The sequence below is a fragment of the Arthrobacter sp. E3 genome, assembly GCF_017353415.1.
In the GTDB taxonomy this organism is placed as follows: Bacteria; Actinomycetota; Actinomycetes; order Actinomycetales; family Micrococcaceae; genus Specibacter.
In genome coordinates, this window is sequence record NZ_JAFMPX010000009.1 from 1 (window position 1) to 18,857 (window position 18,857).

General features: G+C 60.6%; 13 protein-coding genes and 2 pseudogenes. 7 read left to right on the forward strand and 8 right to left on the reverse strand.

From position 1 onward, the window contains the following. Positions 1-200 precede the first annotated feature (200 nt). Positions 201-815, reverse strand: a complete 615-nt coding sequence (locus JMA46_RS05940; protein ID WP_207344417.1) for a nucleoside triphosphate pyrophosphatase — start codon at positions 813-815, stop codon at positions 201-203. Positions 816-961: 146 nt separating this feature from the next. Between JMA46_RS05940 and JMA46_RS05945 the strand changes: the two genes are divergently transcribed. Next, entirely contained in the window at positions 962-3,130 is a 2,169-nt protein-coding gene (locus tag JMA46_RS05945; RefSeq protein WP_247647091.1) for an MFS transporter, read from the forward strand. Continuing rightward, positions 3,130-3,681 (forward strand): TetR/AcrR family transcriptional regulator, encoded by a 552-nt coding sequence (locus tag JMA46_RS05950; RefSeq protein ID WP_207344418.1) that lies wholly within the window; start codon positions 3,130-3,132, stop codon positions 3,679-3,681. The genes JMA46_RS05945 and JMA46_RS05950 overlap by 1 nt, the downstream gene beginning before the upstream one ends. 260 nt (positions 3,682-3,941) lie before the next feature. Here the strand turns inward: JMA46_RS05950 and JMA46_RS05955 are convergent, their stop codons facing one another. The 4 genes from JMA46_RS05955 to JMA46_RS17100 all read right to left on the reverse strand — a co-directional run bounded on the left by JMA46_RS05955 (position 3,942) and on the right by JMA46_RS17100 (position 8,236). After that, positions 3,942-4,358: a DUF779 domain-containing protein gene (locus JMA46_RS05955; protein WP_207344419.1), complete on the reverse strand. Its 417-nt coding sequence runs from the start codon at positions 4,356-4,358 to the stop codon at positions 3,942-3,944. 93 nt (positions 4,359-4,451) lie between these two features. Then, positions 4,452-5,462: an alcohol dehydrogenase AdhP gene (gene adhP, locus JMA46_RS05960; RefSeq protein WP_207344478.1), complete on the reverse strand. Its 1,011-nt coding sequence runs from the start codon at positions 5,460-5,462 to the stop codon at positions 4,452-4,454. A 166-nt stretch (positions 5,463-5,628) separates the two neighbouring features. Further along, entirely contained in the window at positions 5,629-7,152 is a 1,524-nt protein-coding gene (locus JMA46_RS05965; RefSeq protein WP_207344420.1) for an aldehyde dehydrogenase family protein, read from the reverse strand. Between the two features lie 721 nt (positions 7,153-7,873). Next, positions 7,874-8,236, reverse strand: a complete 363-nt coding sequence (locus JMA46_RS17100; RefSeq protein ID WP_247647092.1) for a hypothetical protein — start codon at positions 8,234-8,236, stop codon at positions 7,874-7,876. 177 nt (positions 8,237-8,413) lie between these two features. Between JMA46_RS17100 and JMA46_RS05980 the strand changes: the two are divergent. Continuing rightward, positions 8,414-8,659 (forward strand): annotated as a pseudogene (locus tag JMA46_RS05980) (transposase); the annotation flags it as partial. A 14-nt stretch (positions 8,660-8,673) separates the two neighbouring features. Here JMA46_RS05980 and JMA46_RS05985 read toward each other — a convergent pair. Then, entirely contained in the window at positions 8,674-9,006 is a 333-nt protein-coding gene (locus JMA46_RS05985; protein WP_207344423.1) for a hypothetical protein, read from the reverse strand. 112 nt (positions 9,007-9,118) lie between these two features. Here JMA46_RS05985 and JMA46_RS05990 point away from each other — a divergent pair, with 112 nt between their 5' ends. The 4 genes and pseudogenes from JMA46_RS05990 to JMA46_RS06005 all read left to right on the forward strand — a co-directional run bounded on the left by JMA46_RS05990 (position 9,119) and on the right by JMA46_RS06005 (position 16,252). Continuing rightward, positions 9,119-12,070 (forward strand): CshA/CshB family fibrillar adhesin-related protein, encoded by a 2,952-nt coding sequence (locus JMA46_RS05990; RefSeq protein WP_207344424.1) that lies wholly within the window; start codon positions 9,119-9,121, stop codon positions 12,068-12,070. Between the two features lie 72 nt (positions 12,071-12,142). Beyond that, positions 12,143-13,552, forward strand: coding sequence for a SpaH/EbpB family LPXTG-anchored major pilin (locus JMA46_RS05995; protein ID WP_207344425.1), 1,410 nt, complete (start codon positions 12,143-12,145; stop codon positions 13,550-13,552). A gap of 109 nt (positions 13,553-13,661) precedes the next feature. Beyond that, complete coding sequence (locus JMA46_RS06000; protein WP_282099544.1) at positions 13,662-14,591, forward strand: class C sortase; 930 nt, start codon at positions 13,662-13,664, stop codon at positions 14,589-14,591. 721 nt (positions 14,592-15,312) lie between these two features. Further along, positions 15,313-16,252, forward strand: a pseudogene (locus tag JMA46_RS06005) (transposase). A 99-nt stretch (positions 16,253-16,351) separates the two neighbouring features. Here the strand turns inward: JMA46_RS06005 and JMA46_RS06010 are convergent. Both JMA46_RS06010 and JMA46_RS06015 read right to left on the reverse strand, forming a co-directional pair. Next, entirely contained in the window at positions 16,352-17,203 is an 852-nt protein-coding gene (locus JMA46_RS06010) for an SDR family oxidoreductase (RefSeq protein WP_207344427.1), read from the reverse strand. Positions 17,204-17,509: 306 nt separating this feature from the next. Continuing rightward, a complete protein-coding gene (locus tag JMA46_RS06015) occupies positions 17,510-18,796 on the reverse strand; it encodes a GAF domain-containing protein (RefSeq protein WP_247647093.1) in 1,287 nt (428 codons plus the stop codon). Positions 18,797-18,857: the final 61 nt, after the last annotated feature.

Below are 18,857 nucleotides of genomic sequence, written 5' to 3' on the forward strand. Positions count from 1 at the left end.
GCTGCAAATAATATTCATGGACCAACCCACGAATCTCATCCCTTGTATAACCCTTCGTAATTGATGACATGGCTGGCTCCTTTAATCAAAAGACACGAATGACTCACAACCAGCCTGACGTAGAGGGCTCGGAAAAATTATGCGCACGATTCCGGATGGATTGCGCGCCTGAGTGCAGTAATTGGGCGCAGAAGTCAGAATCAGGCCCACAGGTCGGTGATGGACACCCCGGACTTGGCCAGAAGACGGCGCAGTGTGGAAATGGACAGTCCAACCACGGTGTGCGGATCGCCCTCGACCCCGCTGATGAAGGCCCCGGCCAGCCCGTCGATGGTGAAGCCGCCAGCCACCTGCAATGGCTCCCCGGTGGCAACATAGGCGTCAATCTCGGCGTCGGACACGTCCTCAAAACTGACGACGGCGCTGTTGACTTCACCGAGCGCCATGGTCTCGCCCGGGGAGGCATTGATGAGCCAGTGTCCGGTGTGCAGCACTCCGGATTTGCCGCGCATGAGCTGCCAGCGTTCCCGTGCGACGTTCGGCTCCCATGGCTTGCCGTAGGGGGCTCCCTCAAATTCAAAGACCGAATCGCAGCCAACCACAAGCGCATTCGGTGCACTTGCTGCCACCGACTCGGCCTTGGCACGTGCCAGCAGCAGGGCAGTTTCCGCCGGCTTCAGGGGACCGGCGGCAGCTGTGATGGCGTCTTCGTCCACGTCGGATACGCGGATGCTGTGGGCAATGCCGGCGTCGGACAGCAGTTTAGTGCGGGCGGGGGAGGCTGAAGCCAGGATCAGGGATGCGGCGGGAGTCATGCGTTCCAGCTTAATCCTCACAGCCCGGGCAGGCCGCAATTCGGTTTTGACTGCTGGGGGTGAACGGTGGTTCACTTAATAGGTGAACGCGCGTTCACCAGCCCTGGCGATATGGCAGGGCCCACCACATATCGCGAAGGAAGCCCTTGCCGTCCCACTTGGCCAGCCCACCAGCAACCGCCCGTCAGAGTCGAAGCGCCGCAGCACCTAAGCGCACTTCGCTGGTCATCGCAATCCTGTGTCTGGCCGGAACCGTGGTGGCACTGCAGCAAACCATGGTGGTGCCGCTGCTGCCGGACTTCCCGAAAATTCTGAACGCCTCCCCGGACAACACGTCCTGGCTCGTCACCATCACGCTGCTGACAAGCGCCATCGCCACGCCCATCGTGTCCCGACTGGCGGACATGTTCGGCAAACGGCGCATGATGGTGGTTGCCATGGTCACCATGGTGATCGGATCCATCATCGCCGCAGTGGGCGGGACATTGCCGACACTGCTGATTGGCCGCGCCTTCCAAGGCCTCGCCGCATCCCTGATCCCGGTCGGCATCAGCATCATGCGCGATGAACTGCCGCGCGAAAAGGTGGTCTCCGCCGTCGCCCTCATGAGCGCCACGCTGGGCATCGGCAGCGCACTGGGGCTGCCGCTGTCTGGAATCATTTACGAATCCCTGGGCTGGCAAGCCATTTTCTGGATTTCAGCTGTCATCGGCGTGCTGCTGATCATTGCCGTTCTGGCCGTGGTGCCGGAGTCGGCCGTGCGCACCAAGGGCAAGTTCGACGCCGTCGGTGCGGTCTTGCTGACAGCGGCGCTGACTGCGCTGCTCCTCGCCATCTCCAAGGGTGGGGAATGGGGTTGGAGCAGCGAACCGGTGATCCTTTTGTTCATTGGCACCGTCGTGTTCCTGGCTGTCTGGTTCCCCTATGAACTGCGTGTCAGCCAGCCCATGGTGGATCTGCGGACCTCGGCGCGCAGGCCAGTGCTGCTGACGAACATCGCCTCCATTTTGGTGGGCTTCTCCATGTACGCGAACATGCTCAGCACCACCCAGCAGCTTCAGCTCCCCAATGTGGGCGGCTACGGTTTTGGACTCAGTGTGGTCATTGCCGGACTGTGCATGATCCCCTCCGGGCTGGCCATGGTGGCCCTTGCCCCGGTCTCCGCCATGATCACCAAGCGGCATGGCGCGAAGGCGACCTTGATCGTTGGCTCCCTGGTACTGGCCGTTGCCTACGTGGCACGGGTGTTCCTGACCGGCGAGGTGTGGATGGTGATCCTCGGTGCGACCGCCGTGAGCATGGGCACCGCGATCGCCTACGCCGCCATGCCGACACTGATCATGCGTTCGGTGCCGATCACGGAAACCGCCTCAGCCAACGGGCTGAACTCGCTGCTGCGCGCCGTGGGCACATCCACCATGTCCGCCGTGGTCGGTGCCGTGCTGACCTCGGCCGTGGTGCACGTGGGGCCTTTGGCACTTCCCACGGTGGACGCCTTCAAGGAGATCTTCTGGTACGCAGCGATCGCAGCGCTGCTCTCGATCGGCGTCGCCGTCTTCATCCCACGCTTCCAGACCTCGCACGGAAAAGCGTTCCAGGGCCAGGCAGCCGGGACAGCCGTTCCCGGAAGCCCCGGCAGGACGCCGTCGGGCATTGCCGGTGTGCAGAGTTACGGGAACCTCTCGGCGGACGGCGCCCCGGCTGCCGAAAATGCAGTACACGCCCCCGATGGGGATGAGATCGTGGTCAGCGGCACCGTGGTGGGTGCGGGCGGCCAACCGATCCGCCAGGCCGTGGTCAATGCGCTGCACACCAACGGGGAACCGGCCGACTGGAGCCGGGCTGATAACGACGGGCGCTACTCACTGGTCCTGCCCGCATCCGGACGCTACCTGGTCATCTCCAGTGCGGACGGCTGGGCACCGAGTTCGCAGGTCCTGGACTTTGTGGACTCTTCCAGCACCCAGCACATCCTCCTTGCGCTCAGGCTGACCGTCAGCGGCAGCGTGGGCGACGGCGTCCGCGGCCTGGACGGTGCGCTGGTGACGCTGACCAAGGCAACGGGGGAGTTCGTGGTCTCCACGTTCTGCGGCCCGGACGGGAGCTATGCTGTTCCGCTTCCGCCGGTGGGCCGTTATATCCTGACTGCCATGGACAGTGGGGGACGGTGCAGCGAATCCGTGCACGTGGTTTTGACGGCGCGGTCGGCGGTGGTTGACGTGGTGCTGGATGGCGCTGCCGGGACCGGAGCTGCCGAGGCTGAAAATATGCGGGCCGCCATGGCGGGAGCCGGTTCCGGAATGGGGCGCCACTGATGGGCCGCCCCGACACGCGAAAAGCCGTCATTGAAGCGGCGCGCAGGCTCTTTGGTGAACGCGGCTATACGGCAGTCACGGTCAAGGACGTGGCCGCACTGGCGGGCTATTCCCCAGCTATGGTGATGAAGGTGATGGGCAGCAAGGCGAAGCTGTTTGAGGCCGCCGCTCCTGATGTGCCGCGCTCGGACATGCTGGACGGCATGGGGGAGCCCCTCGGGTTCGCCCTGGTCCGGCGGATCTTGCGGCGGCGTCGCAATGGGGAGGCCGAGCCCTGGTCCATGGTGGCGATGCTGGTCCAGGACGCACCCAACCAAGCGACGGCCCAGGCAGAGCTGCGCGAGCGCTACGTGCAGTGGATGGCGGGGCAGATCGGCGATGATTCCCCGTCCCTGCAGAAATCCCAGCTGCTGGTTTGTGCTGTGATGGGCCTCGGGGCCGGCACGCGCGTGCTGGGACTGCTGGAACCGGAAGAGATGGCTGAGGAAGCCCTGATTCAGCAGTATGGCGCCATTGTCCAAAGCATCATCGACGGCCCGCTCAGCGACTGACCCCTTCGCTGATGTTGGCGGTGCCGCGCCAGTGCCGTGGACGACGCCGGACATCCACCCCGTATGCCCGGGCTGCGGTACCGCAGCGGTCTGGCTATGCTGGAGGTTCGTGTGCCGACAGATTCGAAGGATGGGCAGAAAATGGAAATCGCCATGGCCGGAGCCATTGTGGTGGCTGTTGTGGCAGTGCTGGTGCAAAAACGGCAGCAGTCCAAGCGGAAACGGAAGTAACCACCAAGTCCCGAGCCTGGCAGGACTGCCTACGTTCCGGAAGGAGTGAAGCCGTCTACCAGCCGGGAGCGGATCAGGAACCGCTTGCCCTCGGGAGCCTCTACGGAGAATCCGCTGCCACGCCCCGGCACGACGTCCACTGTGAGATGGGTGTGTGACCAGTAGTTGAACTGTTCCTTTGACATCCAGAATTCCAGCGGCCCACAGTCGGGCAGATCGAATAACCCCAGCTGCACATCTGCCTCCGCCGTGATGAATTCCCCGGCCGGATAGCACATGGGGGAGGAGCCGTCGCAGCAGCCGCCGGATTGGTGGAACATGAGCGGCCCATGGATGCCCCACAGCTTTTGTAGCAGTTCGACGGCGGCGCCGGACAAGGCAACGCGGGACTGCGTTTCACCCGGGAGGGTTGCTGCAGAATCCAAAACGTCCGTCGAATGTGTCATCGAGCTGCTCCTTTGAATTGTGGCTGGTGCGGGTCTTGGCAGGCTCGGCCACCGGTGGCCGAGCCTGCCAAGACTGTTAGTACTTGATGATTACTAGTACTTGATGACGACGCGGCCGTCGATCTTGCCGGCGCGCATCTCGTCAAACACTTCGTTGATGTCGTTCAAGCTGCACGTGGAAACCGTGGGGTGGATCAGTCCGCGCGTATAGAAGTCAATCGCTTCGGTCATGTCCTGGCGTGTTCCCACGATGGAGCCGCGGATGGTCAAGCCCTTCAACACCACTTCAAAGATCGGTGCCGGGAAGTCACCCGCTGGCAGGCCATTGAAGACGATGGTGCCGCCGCGGCGGGTCATGCCGATGGCCTGGCCAAACGCTGCCGGGTGCACAGCAGTCACGAGCACGCCATGGGCGCCACCGGTCTCGCGCTGAATGGCCTCCACAGGATCCTCGTTCAAGGCATTGACGGTGACTTCAGCGCCGTGCTTGCGGGCCAGGGCCAGTTTGTCATCGGCAATGTCCACGGCAGCAACACGCAGCCCCATGGCCACTGCGTACTGGACGGCAATGTGACCCAATCCGCCGATGCCGGAGATGACAACCCATTGGCCGGGGCGGGCCTCGGTCATCTTCAACCCCTTGTAGACCGTGACTCCTGCGCAAAGAACGGGGGCAATCTCCACAGGATCCGCGTCTTCAGGGATGCGCGGGGCAAAGTCGGCGTCTACCAGCATGTACTCGCCAAATGAACCGTCCACGCTGTAGCCACCGTTTTGTTGTGACTCGCACAGAGTTTCCCAGCCCGTCCTGCAGTACTCACATTCCCCGCAGGCCGTCCACAGCCATGCGTTGCCCACTCGATCACCCACAGCCAGTGACGTGACACCCTCGCCAAGCGCCACGACCTCGCCAACGCCTTCGTGTCCCGGAACAAACGGCGGGCTGGGCTTGACCGGCCAGTCTCCCTCTGCCGCGTGGAGGTCCGTATGGCAGACGCCACTGGTAATCAGCCTGACCACGGCTTGGCCGGGTCCGGGTGTGGGCAGTGGGTATTCCTCAACCGTGAGGGGCGCGCCGAACTCTTTGACAACTGCTGCTTGCATCGTAGACATGAAATTCTCTTTCGTGAATGTGGTGCTGGGTAACAGGGGTGCGCCGGGCACCTGGGCAGATGCCCGGCGTCGTGCAGGGGAGGAAACGTGCCGGACAAAATTGCGGGACGGTTCTCAAAAAGCGCCCCATTGCTGCAGGAGCGTTGGGTTGGGCGGGTTAGAAGAAGCCGAGCTTGTCTTCGCTGTAGCTGACGAGCAGGTTCTTCGTCTGCTGGTAGTGGTCCAGCATCATGGCGTGGTTCTCACGGCCGATGCCGGAGGACTTGTAGCCGCCAAACGCCGCTCCCGCGGGGTAGGCGTGATAGTTGTTGACCCACACGCGGCCGGCCTGGATTTCGCGTCCAGCCCGGTACGCCACGTTGCCGTTGCGTGACCACACGCCGGCGCCGAGCCCGTACAGGGTGTCGTTGGCGATGTGCAGGGCGTCGGCGTAGTCGTCGAACTTCGTCACTGCCAGTACGGGGCCGAAGATCTCCTCCTGGAAGATGCGCATGTCATTGGTGCCCTCGAAAATGGTGGGCTTGACGTAGTAGCCGCCGGCCAGATCGCCTTCGAGGATGTTGCGCTCGCCGCCGGTGAGCACCTTGGCGCCTTCCTGCTTGCCGATGTCCATGTAGGAGAGGATCTTCTCCAGCTGATCGTTAGAGGCCTGGGCGCCGATCTGTGTGTCGGTGTCCAGCGGGTTGCCCTGGATGATCGCTTCGGTGCGGGCCACGGCGTCGGCCATGAACGCTTCATACATGGAACCCTGGACCAGGGCGCGTGAGGGGCAGGTGCAAACTTCGCCCTGGTTGAAGGCGTACATCGTGAAACCTTCAAGTGTCTTGTCGTAGAAGGCGTCGTCCTTGTCCATGACGTCGTCGAAGAAGATGTTCGGGCTCTTCCCGCCGAGTTCCAGCGTGACGGGGATCAGGTTTTGCGAGGCGTACTGGCTGATGAGCCGGCCGGTGGTGGTCTCGCCGGTGAACGCGATCTTGCGGATGCGCTTGCTGGAAGCGAGCGGCTTGCCGGCCTCCACACCGAAGCCGTTCACCACGTTGAGCACGCCGGGCGGAAGGATGTCTGAAAGCAATTCCATGAGAACGAGGATGGAGGCCGGAGTCTGTTCTGCAGGTTTAAGCACGACGGCGTTGCCTGCCGCAAGTGCCGGGGCCAGCTTCCACACGGCCATCAGGATGGGGAAGTTCCAGGGGATGATCTGGCCCACCACGCCGAGGGGCTCATGGAAGTGGTAGGCGGTGGTGTTCTCATCGATCTGGGTCAGGCGGCCTTCCTGGGCGCGGGCCACGGAGGCAAAATAGCGGAAGTGGTCGGCAGCCAGCGGGATGTCGGCGTTGAGGGTTTCGCGGACGGCCTTGCCGTTGTCCCACGTTTCCGCGACGGCCAGGAGTTCGACGTTCTCATCAATCCTGTCCGCGATCTTGTTCAGAACGGCGGCGCGCTCCGCAGCGGAGGACGCACCCCAGCTGGGTGCCACCTTGTGAGCGGCGTCCAATGCCAGCTCGATGTCCTCGGCAGTGCCGCGGGCCACCTCGCAAAAGACGCGGCCGGTGACGGGTGTGATGTTTTCAAAGTATTCGCCCTTGACGGGGGCCACCCATTCCCCACCAATCCAGTTCTCATAACGGTCCTTGAAAGTGACCAGCGAACCTTCGGTGCCAGGCTGTGCATAAACAGTCATTGTGCGAACTCCTTTTGCGGTGGGGGACCTCGATGTCCTTGCCCTGAAGCGTACGCGGAGCAACGTTGCAACCACGTTGCATGAGCTGGATCACACCGTTCCGGCATGTTCGGCGGCGGTGCCTTCCACCCCGGCGCCTTCCACGGGGAGTGGCGCCACCAACCACGATGGGTGGGACACAACGCAATTGCGGGCCCGCGTGCTGCCGCAAACCTGGATGAATAACAGTACGGAAGGGTGTAGATTATACCTTGGTCGCCTCTGTCACCGACCTGATTCGCTCCTTGAACAACGTGGACCAAACCGAGCAGGCCCACGTCCTGCTACCCAGTGAAACAGGGCTGGGACATAAGAGTTGCCCCACTTCGGCTCGTCATCCTGTCCACTAGGCGGCCCGCGCACCGGACGGATCAGCGGGGGCGCAGGGACTGAACCAGCGGCTCATGGGCGCCCACAACATTTTCGTGTCGACCAGGGAATGTGGACTCGGACGTCTAGTAGTACTTTGTTAGGTTCTGGTAGTGGGTCTCTTAATTTTGTTCCATGAGGAATAATTAGGTCACTGCTTTGCGGGGCGAGCTTGAGGGCTACGTTGCCCTGTTGTTTACTTCCGTGCCGCGGAAGGATCAGCGGGAGAAGTCCGGTCTTTATCTGCGCGGGTGATGCTGGATGGAGAGCGCAAATCCCTGCAGCCCATGGCCGAATGTCTGGGCATTGATCATTAGCAACTCCAGCAGTTCACGGCGTCCTCGACCTGGACGGTCGAGCCGGTCCGAGCCAAGATCGCGGGGTTGGCGATCCCGTTGCTCTCCCCGGAGGTACCGGTCATTGTCGACACTGGATTCGCAAAGGCAGGCACTTTTTCGCCCGGGGTTGCACGGCAATATTCGTAGGACGTTGGGGGTAGATCGGCAACTGCCAGATCGTCGTGTCCCTGCACGCTGCCACCGATGCGGCGTCCTGTCCGTTGAACTGGCGGCTGTACATTCCCGCGGCCTGGGATGATGTCTGCCCGGACACGAACCACGCCGCCGACGCCGCCGACGCCGGCTACGGGGACAGCACCGCGTTCCACCAAGGTCATTTCTGAACGTGGAATCGTCTATGTTCTGGCCGTAAAAGCGGTACCTACCGCTCACCTGGCCACTGCCGTCCCGGAACCCCCGGAGTACTCCGGGCGGGGGCCCGCGGCATTCCACACAATGAGGAACACTCCCTGCCCGAGGCGTGGATGCTGGCCCAATGGTCTGTACACGAGCCGGCACCAACCGATTACTGGATCAGTGACCTGCCCGCCGACACGCCCCTGAAAACACTCGTGAAACTCGCCAAGATGCGCTGGCGGATCGAGCACGACTACCGGGAATTGAAGACCGGTTTCGGCCGGGACCACTTCGAAGGACGATCCTTCAGCAGCGTCCAACGCCACCTCACCCTTGTCACCGCAGCCCGGCCGTTTATCACCCGAAAAAAGTTCGCCACCCCAAAAGTCCAAATAGTGCCCTGAGTCTTTGCAGTGTCCTAAAAACCCTGCAGGAAATCATCATCGGCATGCTCCACCGCTACCCAGCCTGCCAGCGGACACCCCCAACCCAACAAAGTACTACTGGGGGCTTCGACGACTTCTTTGGTGATGCTGTTGAGTTGGTTGAACTGGGCGATCGGCAAAGACGGATCAGATTCACCCAGACTCTCTCTCACTTCGCAATCCTTGCGCAGCGACGGAAAGATGTCTGCTGATGTCTCCCGGGTTGTGATGCAATGCTCATTATTCACACTGCGTGGGGCGTGTTTGGAAGCGACTTCAGACAGGTATAGTAGATTGCATTGCTGAATAGCACCGGTCTCCTCCACTCTCAGTAATGGTCTCTCTGAAAACCACAATGCACGTCCGATTCTTGGGCAAAGACCCTGATTCGTGGCGACAAAATGCTTGTTTAACCGCCCGAAAAGGACGGCTTTCTAATTGCTTAAACATGAACCGAGCTGGGGTGAGGTTCGTCAGCGATCGCTGCTTCGAAATTCCCTGCATGCAGTAGTCCTCGCCCTCTGCACTGTACTCGTCTTTTCCGGGCTTAGCCTGAGCACAGCCGGCGGTGCGCGGGCGGCGTTCGCCCCCGACGGCGCCGGCTTGTACAAGGGCACGATCGACTGGATGGAGTGGGGTACGCCCGGCGAGTCGATTCCTGCCGCGGGCAAGACGACCACCAGTACACGAACCATCGGTGGTCAGGCATTGACCAGCACTTGCACCCTCACCGGCCTCTCAGGGGAAGTGGAAGCATACCGGTCGGGTACCTGGCATGGTGACGACTTGGACGATCTCTACAACAAGGGCGGGACCGGGCTTGATAACCAGATGGTTTATGGGTTATCCAACCATCTCGATGGCAGATTGGTTGGATTCAATGTGGCGTGCAACGCCACTCTGGATGGTGTGGCGGTTCCGCTGGGTGGTCTTGTCATCGCTGATGCTGAATCCAGCGGAAGCACGGAATACATTTCCGCCAAACCGAATGATCAAAATGCGCAGTGGCGAATCATTGAACGCTATAGGTCGCCGGGTTGTACGACGAACCTTGACGCTAAGCTGACTACTGACAAACAGCTTACTCTTCAGCCCACGGCCGCCGAGTGCCCGAGCGGACCCATGGCTGTTGCCTACATGCAGGGCGCAAAGGCGGCCTCCATATCCCTCAAAGGTGCTGGAAAGAGTGCTGTAGCAATTGGTGTGGTCCTGCAGGCTGATTTCGGAGATGCGCCCACCAATTACCTCTCTGCCGGGGCTCTGTTCACTCCAACATGGTCAGCCAATACTCTGAACAATCAGGAAACACTGAAGCCCGGCACCACCACCAAAGTTTTCGATCCCACGTTCACCCTCAGCACCCCGGGACAACCAATTCCTCGACTAGGTGCCTTGACGGATTCCGATGGCACCCACCAGTTCAGTGATAACGCCGACCTTGATGATCTCACCGGCGCGGACGACGAAGATGCCATTCAACCGCCAGCAACCCCTCTGAGGGTTGCCCCTGGGGACCCCTACACACTAAACAACGTGGCTTGCACGGGTCCTGGCTTTGTGGCTGGCTGGATCGATTGGAACCTCAATGGGGCTTTTGACACAGGCGAGAAATCGGCAGTTGTGCAATGCACAGGCACCAAAGTTAATCTCGTTTGGACCGTACCCGCGGATGTCAAGAACACCCCGGGTCAGACCACGTCATTTCTGCGCCTGCGCATTGCCACAGATGCGGCCGGAGTCGCCTCGCCCATTGGCATGTCCACCTCAGGTGAAGTCGAAGACCACCCTGTACGCATCAGCACCAGCAATTTAAGTCTCCAAAAGAACATCAAGGCCCGCGTTGCTCCAACGGATCAATTCACCCTGTCCGTGACTGCTGCAGATTTCATCCGCCAATCCGTGTCAACAACGGGTTCAACGACCGAGATCCAAGAGAAAATGATTGGTCCCTTCACTACGACCAAAAACAAAATTTATACTCTCAAGGAAGTTGCGACCGGCAGCCCGCTCACACCCTTGAGCGAATACGACACGAGCATTCAATGCACCGGCACGTACGCTGACGGCAGCCTTGCCCCTGTGACCGCAGCAGTCCTCGGAGTCCAGGGAGAAGCCACCATCACGATGCCTGATCCTTCCCCCACCCTCGGGGCACAATCCATCGTCTGCACCTTCATCAACACCCCCAAACCGGCCACCCTGAGCGTGACGGCGTCCTGGGTGGTCAACGGCACGACCTACGCAAATGGTGCACAGCCGGCAGGAATTCAAGCACAACTGACGCTGGCTGGTGCAAACCAGGCCTGGAATACGCCAAAATCTGGGTATGCCGCAGGTCAGAAGGTCGCGATTAGCGAGTCCATGAGCATTGCTGCTGCCATGCCCGGGTGCACTCTCGAGAAGGCTCGTGTCACCTCGCTCAACGGTGCAGGCACTGATGTGGCACTGTCTTCTTACGTGCAGACGTTGAAGGCGGGTGCGAATACGGCCACGGTGACGAACACCGTCACGTGCACCACGAATCTCACACTGGTGAAAGAAGTCGTGGGAGGTACCGTGCAACCAAACGCGTGGACACTTGCTGGTTACCCCAGCTCTGGCTCTGCCGTGGTTCAAGGCACCACCGGCGTCACCGCCAAAGTCACCGCCGGAGTTTCGCTGCAGTTGGGCGAATCGGGCGGGTCGGCTCTCTACGTGCAGGATGATTCACGTACCCCGGAAGAACGAACACAAGCCCCACGTTCGACCGGTTCGTGGGCTTGTTCTGCCGTTGATGGGCTCAAAAACCCCGTCGCGGGTGTCGTGACTGGGCGCATGGGAACAAACGGAACCATCACACCGGCTTTGGGATCCAACACCACGTGCACAGCCACCAACCGGACTGCGGAGCTCACGATCTTGAAAAAGGTTGAGAATGTCAACGGCACAGGGACCGGCGAGCCTAAGGATTGGAACTTGACGGCCACACCGGCAAGCGGCATACCCGGGTTGCTGCCCACTACCAAGCAAGGGTCAAAGCTGAAGAGTCCGGTGAATACTTTCAATGTTCGGCCCGGTCAAGGGTACCTGCTCTCTGAAGACAGGACATTGGGCGGGTACGTGCAGGTGGGGCTGGAACGCTTCACCGGCAGCGACCCCACTCTTGCCAGCGAAATTGAGTCAGACGCCAACTGGACATCCGTACCCGCCGCAACAGCCATCACTGTTGACGCAGGAAAGAACGCGGTCTACCGGTTCGTCAATCGCGACGCCAAACGGTTCGATCTTCCACTCACCGGCGGCAGCGGAACCACGGGTTTCCTCCTGGTTGGTGGATTCGCCGCAAGCCTTTCACTCGGCGCGGTCCTCTTCATTTCTCTTCGTCGACGCGCCTCTAAAAAACTTCCGTAAACATCCGCTGGCGGGGTCTCTGCCACGGGTGCCGAGCAATTGCATATCAACACAGAAAAAGAAAGTGACACTATGTCCTCCAACCATCGCCCTACTCAGCCGGCCCGCCTACGCCGCCTTGCCGCGTCCTTCGGTATTCTTGCAGTAGGCGCCGCTTTGGCCCTCGGCAGCGCCGTCCCGGCTTCAGCCGCACCGAACATTGACCCTGCCGCCGTGGGATCAATCACCGTTCACAAGCTCCAAGAACCTGTTGCACCCACCGGTGATGCCCACGATGGGTCGGAGGTGGACACCTCCGGCTTGACGCCTATCAACGGCATTACCTTCACCGCTGAACAGGTCAACATTGACCTCAAGGATTCCACCCAGTGGCAGGGGTTGGAGAGCTACACGGTTTCCCAAGCCCAAAGTAACCTGGGTGGTGTGTCCGAGACGGCGGTAACAGGCGCAGATGGTGTGATGGGCGAGGCTAAATTTGAAGCCCTTCCGGTTGGTCTCTACTTGCTCACCGAAACCAACACGGGCTCGAACGGTATCTCGTTCGAGGGTGTCCCTTTCCTGGTGACCATCCCCCTAGCCCTGGGCAATGACTGGAACTACAACGTTCACGTCTACCCGAAAGACACCGTCTCGACCTTGGCCAAGACCGTCGATGACTCAGCTGCACATGTTATTGGTGATCCGATCGTCTTCGCTCTCATGGGCCAGGTTCCCTCACTGCCAGCCGAAGATGAACTCAAAGCGTACGGAATCATTGACACTTTGGATCCGCGCCTGAGCTACCAAAATGCGACAGTGGCTGTAGCCGACGTCGCGCTGGTTCCTGCGGACTATGTGATCGCTTCCACTCCTACATTCTCTGTTAAATTCACTGCCCCCGGTCTCGCCAAGCTCAAATTGGCGCAGGGCAAGGCTGTTACTGTCACGGTAAACACCACCATCAACGCTCTGGGCAGTGGCGCCATCACGAACCAGGCACAGGTTTTCATCAACACTCCTGAAAACGTTTTCGATTCCAATACGGTGACGACCTCATGGGGTGCAATGAAGGTGCTCAAGCATGCAGAGGGTGAGCAGTCCAAGGTCCTCTCAGGTGCCGTGTTCGAGATTTATGCACTTGATAGTTCTGATGTACGAATCCCGGGAGCACTGAAGAATGTGTCTGGTACAGGCACCACGTTCACCACACTTCAGGACGGAACCTTCCAAGTTGATGGCTTGAAGGCCGGTAATTACGAACTCGTGGAGACCAAGGCGCCTTTGGGTTTCAAGCTGGACAGCACACCCCGGAAGGTCACCATCGAGGCCGGAAATTTGGCTGATGCCACAGTGACATCGGTTGAAAACGAGCAGGTTCCCGCCTTCCAGCTGCCGCTCACAGGTAGCACCGGCATCAGCTTGTTCATTGGTGGCGGTCTGGTTCTCATCGTTGGTGGCGTGCTGTTGGCTGTCATCCGCAAGCGCCGCGCACAGCGAGCATAAGACAGGTAAAGACAAGGCCTAAACAACCTTGCTGGACTACCATGAATGATCACGCTGCGCCAAGCACAGCTGCACTATCGAGCGAGAAAGGACATGCGCGTTCAGCGTCATGACATTTTCCGCATCACCATCGACGCGTCGGCGTGGAGCCGACCAGGCTCCACGCCGACGCGTCGATGCGTTGGCAGTAACCATTGCCGGCCTGCTCTTGCTAGGAGCCAGCATCATGCTGTATCCATCCGCCGCCAGTTGGTTTGCCGCCGTGCTGCAAGGGCAAAACACCGGGCGATACGACGAAGGCATTGCCTCAATGTCCAACGACCATCGGGCCCGAGAGCTCCAAGCAGCCAAGGAATACAACCAATCCCTGGCCGATGGCAGCCGGATTGTCGACCCCTTCGCGGCCATCCAAGAGACAACCATAAAAACTGCCGATCCATACTGGGACCTTTTGGATCCTGTCGGTGACGGCCTCATGGCACGGATCACCATCCCATCCCTAAACCTGAATCTCCCCATCTACCACGGCACAGGCCGCGATGTGCTGCTTAAAGGTGTTGGTCACCTCCAAGGCACCGCACTCCCCGTCGGCGGGATAGGCACCCACGCCGTGGTGACCGGCCACCGTGGGTTGCCACACGCCACATTGTTCACCCACCTGGACAAAATGAAGGTAGGGGACACCATTAACGTTGATTCCTATGGCCAAAAATCCGCATATGTGGTGACCGACGTTTCAGTGGTGCTGCCAAACGAAACCGAGTCCCTCCGCCCTGAAAACAGACGAGATCTCCTGACCCTGGTCACGTGCACTCCTGTTGGTATTAACACTCACAGGATTCTCGTTACCGCTGAACGCTCCCTCGCGGTGGATGCTAAAATCCCAATCGAAGTCAATGCGGTAGGTTTTCCCTGGTGGGCACTAATCTGGATCAGCATCGTGATCCTCGGCAGCGTGTATGTCATCCGCACCCGCGCCACCCCGGACGAATCTTCAGAACCCCGGATGGCTCCCGCGGACCAGTCCTCAACACTATGATCAAGAGCGTCCCTCTGATGAGGACCACACTGGATCAGTTCGGGCACTCCACCCAAGACACGCTCCCCGTCGCGCAGGAACTGCAGCCCCATGGTTTCCCCGGGCAGGTTGTTAGGAACTGCGTTATACATGACTGAGCGTATGAAGTATTCGCAACAGTACAAAGTGGATGCTGCGGAGCTGGTCCCGATCCCGGTCCGCCCGAGTACACCGTGTGTACTGATAACAGGATGCGGGCAGATGTTAATGAACTGGATGTGCCGGTACCGAACGGCACATCCGCAGAAGTCCACGGCTGAGGAAAAAAGAGCGACCCTGTCCGAGGCCACCACAGGCTCCGCACCGCCCAGACCAGCCAAAAGAAACAACGCCCAGAACAACGAGCCCCACCCCGCACCACCATCGACCCAGTACCCACGAGCACCTGCCGTGCCCCAAAACAGGCAACCTCCGCCACGAAAATCCGCCGTACATCAACCCGCTACTGCCATTCACTCCTATTGACGAGCTCGATCCTGGACATGGTTCCACACACAGCTGCCCTGCTTTGCCTTGGAACGCTGCAGGTCTTGTATGCAGCCCTGGACGCGGCCCTGAGCCTGCGAAACGCCAGGCAGCGTCATGTTGGGAGCAACCCGCCTAAAGGACTTTGTTAGGTCTTGTGCGGAAATCCTTTAATTTTGTGCTGTTTTGTTCTATGAGGGATGATTAGGTCACTGCTTTGCGGGGCGAGCTTGAGGGCTACGTTGCCCTGTTGTTTACTTCCGTGCCGCGGAAGGATCAGCGGGAGAAGTCCGGTCTTTATCTGCGCGGGTGATGCTGGATGGACAGCGCAAATCCCTGCAGCCCATGGCCGAATGTCTGGACATTGATCATTAGCAACTCCAGCAGTTCACGGCGTCCTCGACCTGGACGGTCGAGCCGGTCCGAGCCAAGATCGCGGGGTTGGCGATCCCGTTGCTCTCCCCGGAGGTACCGGTCATTGTCGACACTGGATTCGCAAAGGCAGGCACTTTTTCGCCCGGGGTTGCACGGCAATATTCGTAGGACGTTGGGGGTAGATCGGCAACTGCCAGATCGTCGTTTCCCTGCACGCTGCCACCGATGCGGCGTCCTGTCCGTTGAACTGGCGGCTGTACATTCCCGCGGCCTGGGATGATGTCTGCCCGGACACGAACCAGGCCGCCAACGCCGCCGACGCCGGCTACGGGGACAGCACCGCGTTCCACCAAGGTCATTTCTGAACGTGGAATCGTCTATGTTCTGGCCGTAAAAGCGGTACCTACCGCTCACCTGGCCACTGCCGTCCCGGAACCCCCGGAGTACTCCGGGCGGGGGCCCGCGGCATTCCACACAATGAGGAACACTCCCTGCCCGAGGCGTGGATGCTGGCCCAATGGTCTGTACACGAGCCGGCACCAACCGATTACTGGATCAGTGACCTGCCCGCCGACACGCCCCTGAAAACACTCGTGAAACTCGCCAAGATGCGCTGGCGGATCGAGCACGACTACCGGGAATTGAAGACCGGTTTCGGCCGGGACCACTTCGAAGGACGATCCTTCAGCGGCGTCCAACGCCACCTCACCCTTGTCACCGCAGCCCGGACGTTTATCACCCGAAAAAAGTTCGCCACCCCAAAAGTCCAAATAGTGCCCTGAGTCTTTGCAGCGTCCTAAAAACCCTGCAGGAAATCATCATCGGCATGCTCCACCGCTACCCAGCCTGCCAGCGGACACCCCCAACCCAACAAAGTTTTACTAGGCGTGGCGGACTCCCCTTCCATCAAGAACGGCGGCATAGCCTTCGCGGTAGGTGGGGTAGGAAAACACGAATCCGGACTCCCGGAGCCGGTTGTTGTTGCAGCGTTTGCCGCGGCTCCCCTGCGCACGCGAGGAATCGTGGGTAACTTCCGGCACAGGCAGGTCAAGGCTGCGTGCCAAGAATTCAACGACGTCGCGACGATCGGTCGGGAGGTCATCGACGCCGATATATACAGTGTCAGGCCAATTCTGCGTGGTCATGAGGTGCACGATGGCTGCTGCAGCATCGTCACGATGGATCCGACTAGTGAATTCAGGCTCAGCTGATATCGTCGCGACCCCCTGACGTACACGATCAATTTCCCGAGTACGCCCTGGCCCGTAGATGCCCCCAAGGCGCAGGATGGTCGCCTCGGGAATCAGCCGGAGCAACGTCTCCTCGGCTTCGAGCAGCACGACTGCCGTCGCTGAGGTGGGTTCGGTCGGAGTGCTCTCGTCGACCCAGGATCCGTCGTCAACACCGTAGACCGCCGTCGATGACACATACAGCACTCGCGGTGGCACAGCGCAGTCATTCCGGATGGCAGCGGCAACACGCAGAACGCTCTCGACATATGCCGCTCGATAACCATCTGCGCTCCGCTCATCAGGGCTCATGGCAATCACCACGATGGTGGTGTCCGCCGGCAGTGTCGGCACTTCGGTGGACAGATCAACCGCCTGTCCTTCGATTTCGGATGGCAGTTTCTCCGCTGAGCGCCGAAGTCCCATCACCCGATGGCCCAGAGCAGCGAACCGCAGCCCGGTTTCGGTTCCAAGGTCACCACAGCCGGCGATCACAACACTCATTTCATACTCCTCAGCACACACTGTTCGTTTGGATACTCTCAAGGCCGGGTTGCCAAATAGCGAGCGACGGTATGAGCTTATCGAGGCGCCTCCGTGGGATCGCCCATGGCGCGCCGCCAGCATATTCGATCTTGGGCTTACATCTCCCTTATCAAACCTTCAACCGGACAGTCTTCTGCGTTTTAGAGAAGGAAAGTGGCGTGGCAGACTGTGGGCCAGGGAACCGATGACCGGTTTTATATGGTCAACGCGTCCGCTTCATGGAAAGCACCGCCATGGGCAGGCGATGGGCGCGGGCGACGTGCCCTAGTGTTCCAGTGACTCCAGGTGGGCCACGACGGCGGCGCGCCTGGGTGAGCGCTGCGGCAGGAGACGCAGGGCACTGTGCCAGGCTTCGGCGTCGTCCGCGGCCTCGGGAAGCTTCAGGTAGGCCAGCACCACCTCGGGGCTGGCGTCGTTGAGGATCGCCTCACGCAACAGCAGGCCCGTCCGGGTGCGCAGCTCGGACACGGCCGGCGCCTCCGAGCGGGGAAGCACGGCACCCTTGTAAATGTTCAGCGCCAGCCGGTGCGCGCCGCGGTCCAGGTAGCTCAGTACCTGGCCGGCGTCAACAACGAGTGTTCGTGGCAGCCGATAGGGCCGGGATTCGGGCACCAATGACGGCGTGTGTTTGAGTAGGAGCTTGCGCAGGCGCACCATTTCGGCGCGTATGCTCGTCAGCGACGTGCCCTCCGGATACACCATGTCGGTGAGTTGATCGGCACTCAAACCTGCCGGGTGCATGGCCAGCATGGTGAGGATTTCGGTGTGCCGTTCGCTGAGGGTGACCGCCTCTCCGGCCACGTGCAGCAGTCCTTGATCACGGCCCAGGATCTGCAGGCTGTCGCGATACAGGGACTTGGCCGGCCCGTTTCCTGCATTCGCGCCAGACTGGGTGCTCCGTGTATAGATGCTTCGAGTGGGTCCGGGGCGGCCGTTGCGGGATGCCGCAGCCAGGCGCTCCAACCGTTGGATGCGCAACTGGGCTTCGGCGGCCGCCACTGTGGCTTGAACCAGTGAGAGCGTATTGGCCCCCACCGCTTCCGGGCCGCCGGTGATGTCCACAACGCCCAGCAGGCCGCCGGAATCAGGGTCGTGCACGGGAACGGCTGTGCAGCTCCAGGAATGCACGGCGGGGTTGAAGTGCTCCTCACCCACGATCTGCACGGGCCGGCCCAAAGCCAGGGCAGTTCCGGGGGCACTGGTCCCGGCAGCAGCCTCCGACCAGTCCATGCCGCTGGCAAAGTTAATCTTCTCGCCGTGCGTGCGGGCCGCGGAGTCGCCCTCAACCCACAGGAGGCGTCCGTGTTCATCACCCACGGCAATGAGCAGCCCGGTGTCGTGGCTTGGAACAACAAGCAACGCCTGGATGACGGGCATGACGGCCGCCAGGGGATGGTTACGGCGGAATTCCTGGAGCTGCGCATCTTCCCACACCAGCGGAGGGGCGGCATGCTCGGGTGAGGTGATGGTGTCCAAGGATCTGCGCCATGAATCGCGCACCAGCGGGCGCATCTCCGGCAGCGCGGAGAAGAAGGGGTGCGTCAGGGGCATGAACACTCCAAAACCACTGCAGAGAAGTCGTTGGCACAATGCCAAGTGCATGTGCCGTGGC

What these genes read in the sequence shown, in the direction of transcription:
- JMA46_RS05940 (WP_207344417.1), bottom strand. Translation starts at nt 815, where the DNA reads ATGACTCCCGCCGCATCCCTGATCCTGGCTTCAGCCTCCCCCGCCCGC.
- JMA46_RS05950 (WP_207344418.1), top strand. Translation starts at nt 3,130, where the DNA reads ATGGGCCGCCCCGACACGCGAAAAGCCGTCATTGAAGCGGCGCGCAGG.
- JMA46_RS05955 (WP_207344419.1), bottom strand. Translation starts at nt 4,358, where the DNA reads ATGACACATTCGACGGACGTTTTGGATTCTGCAGCAACCCTCCCGGGT.
- adhP (WP_207344478.1), bottom strand. Translation starts at nt 5,462, where the DNA reads ATGCAAGCAGCAGTTGTCAAAGAGTTCGGCGCGCCCCTCACGGTTGAG.
- JMA46_RS05965 (WP_207344420.1), bottom strand. Translation starts at nt 7,152, where the DNA reads ATGACTGTTTATGCACAGCCTGGCACCGAAGGTTCGCTGGTCACTTTC.
- JMA46_RS17100 (WP_247647092.1), bottom strand. Translation starts at nt 8,236, where the DNA reads ATGACCTTGGTGGAACGCGGTGCTGTCCCCGTAGCCGGCGTCGGCGGC.
- JMA46_RS05995 (WP_207344425.1), top strand. Translation starts at nt 12,143, where the DNA reads ATGTCCTCCAACCATCGCCCTACTCAGCCGGCCCGCCTACGCCGCCTT.
- JMA46_RS06000 (WP_282099544.1), top strand. Translation starts at nt 13,662, where the DNA reads ATGACATTTTCCGCATCACCATCGACGCGTCGGCGTGGAGCCGACCAG.
- JMA46_RS06010 (WP_207344427.1), bottom strand. Translation starts at nt 17,203, where the DNA reads ATGAGTGTTGTGATCGCCGGCTGTGGTGACCTTGGAACCGAAACCGGG.
- JMA46_RS06015 (WP_247647093.1), bottom strand. Translation starts at nt 18,796, where the DNA reads ATGCCCCTGACGCACCCCTTCTTCTCCGCGCTGCCGGAGATGCGCCCG.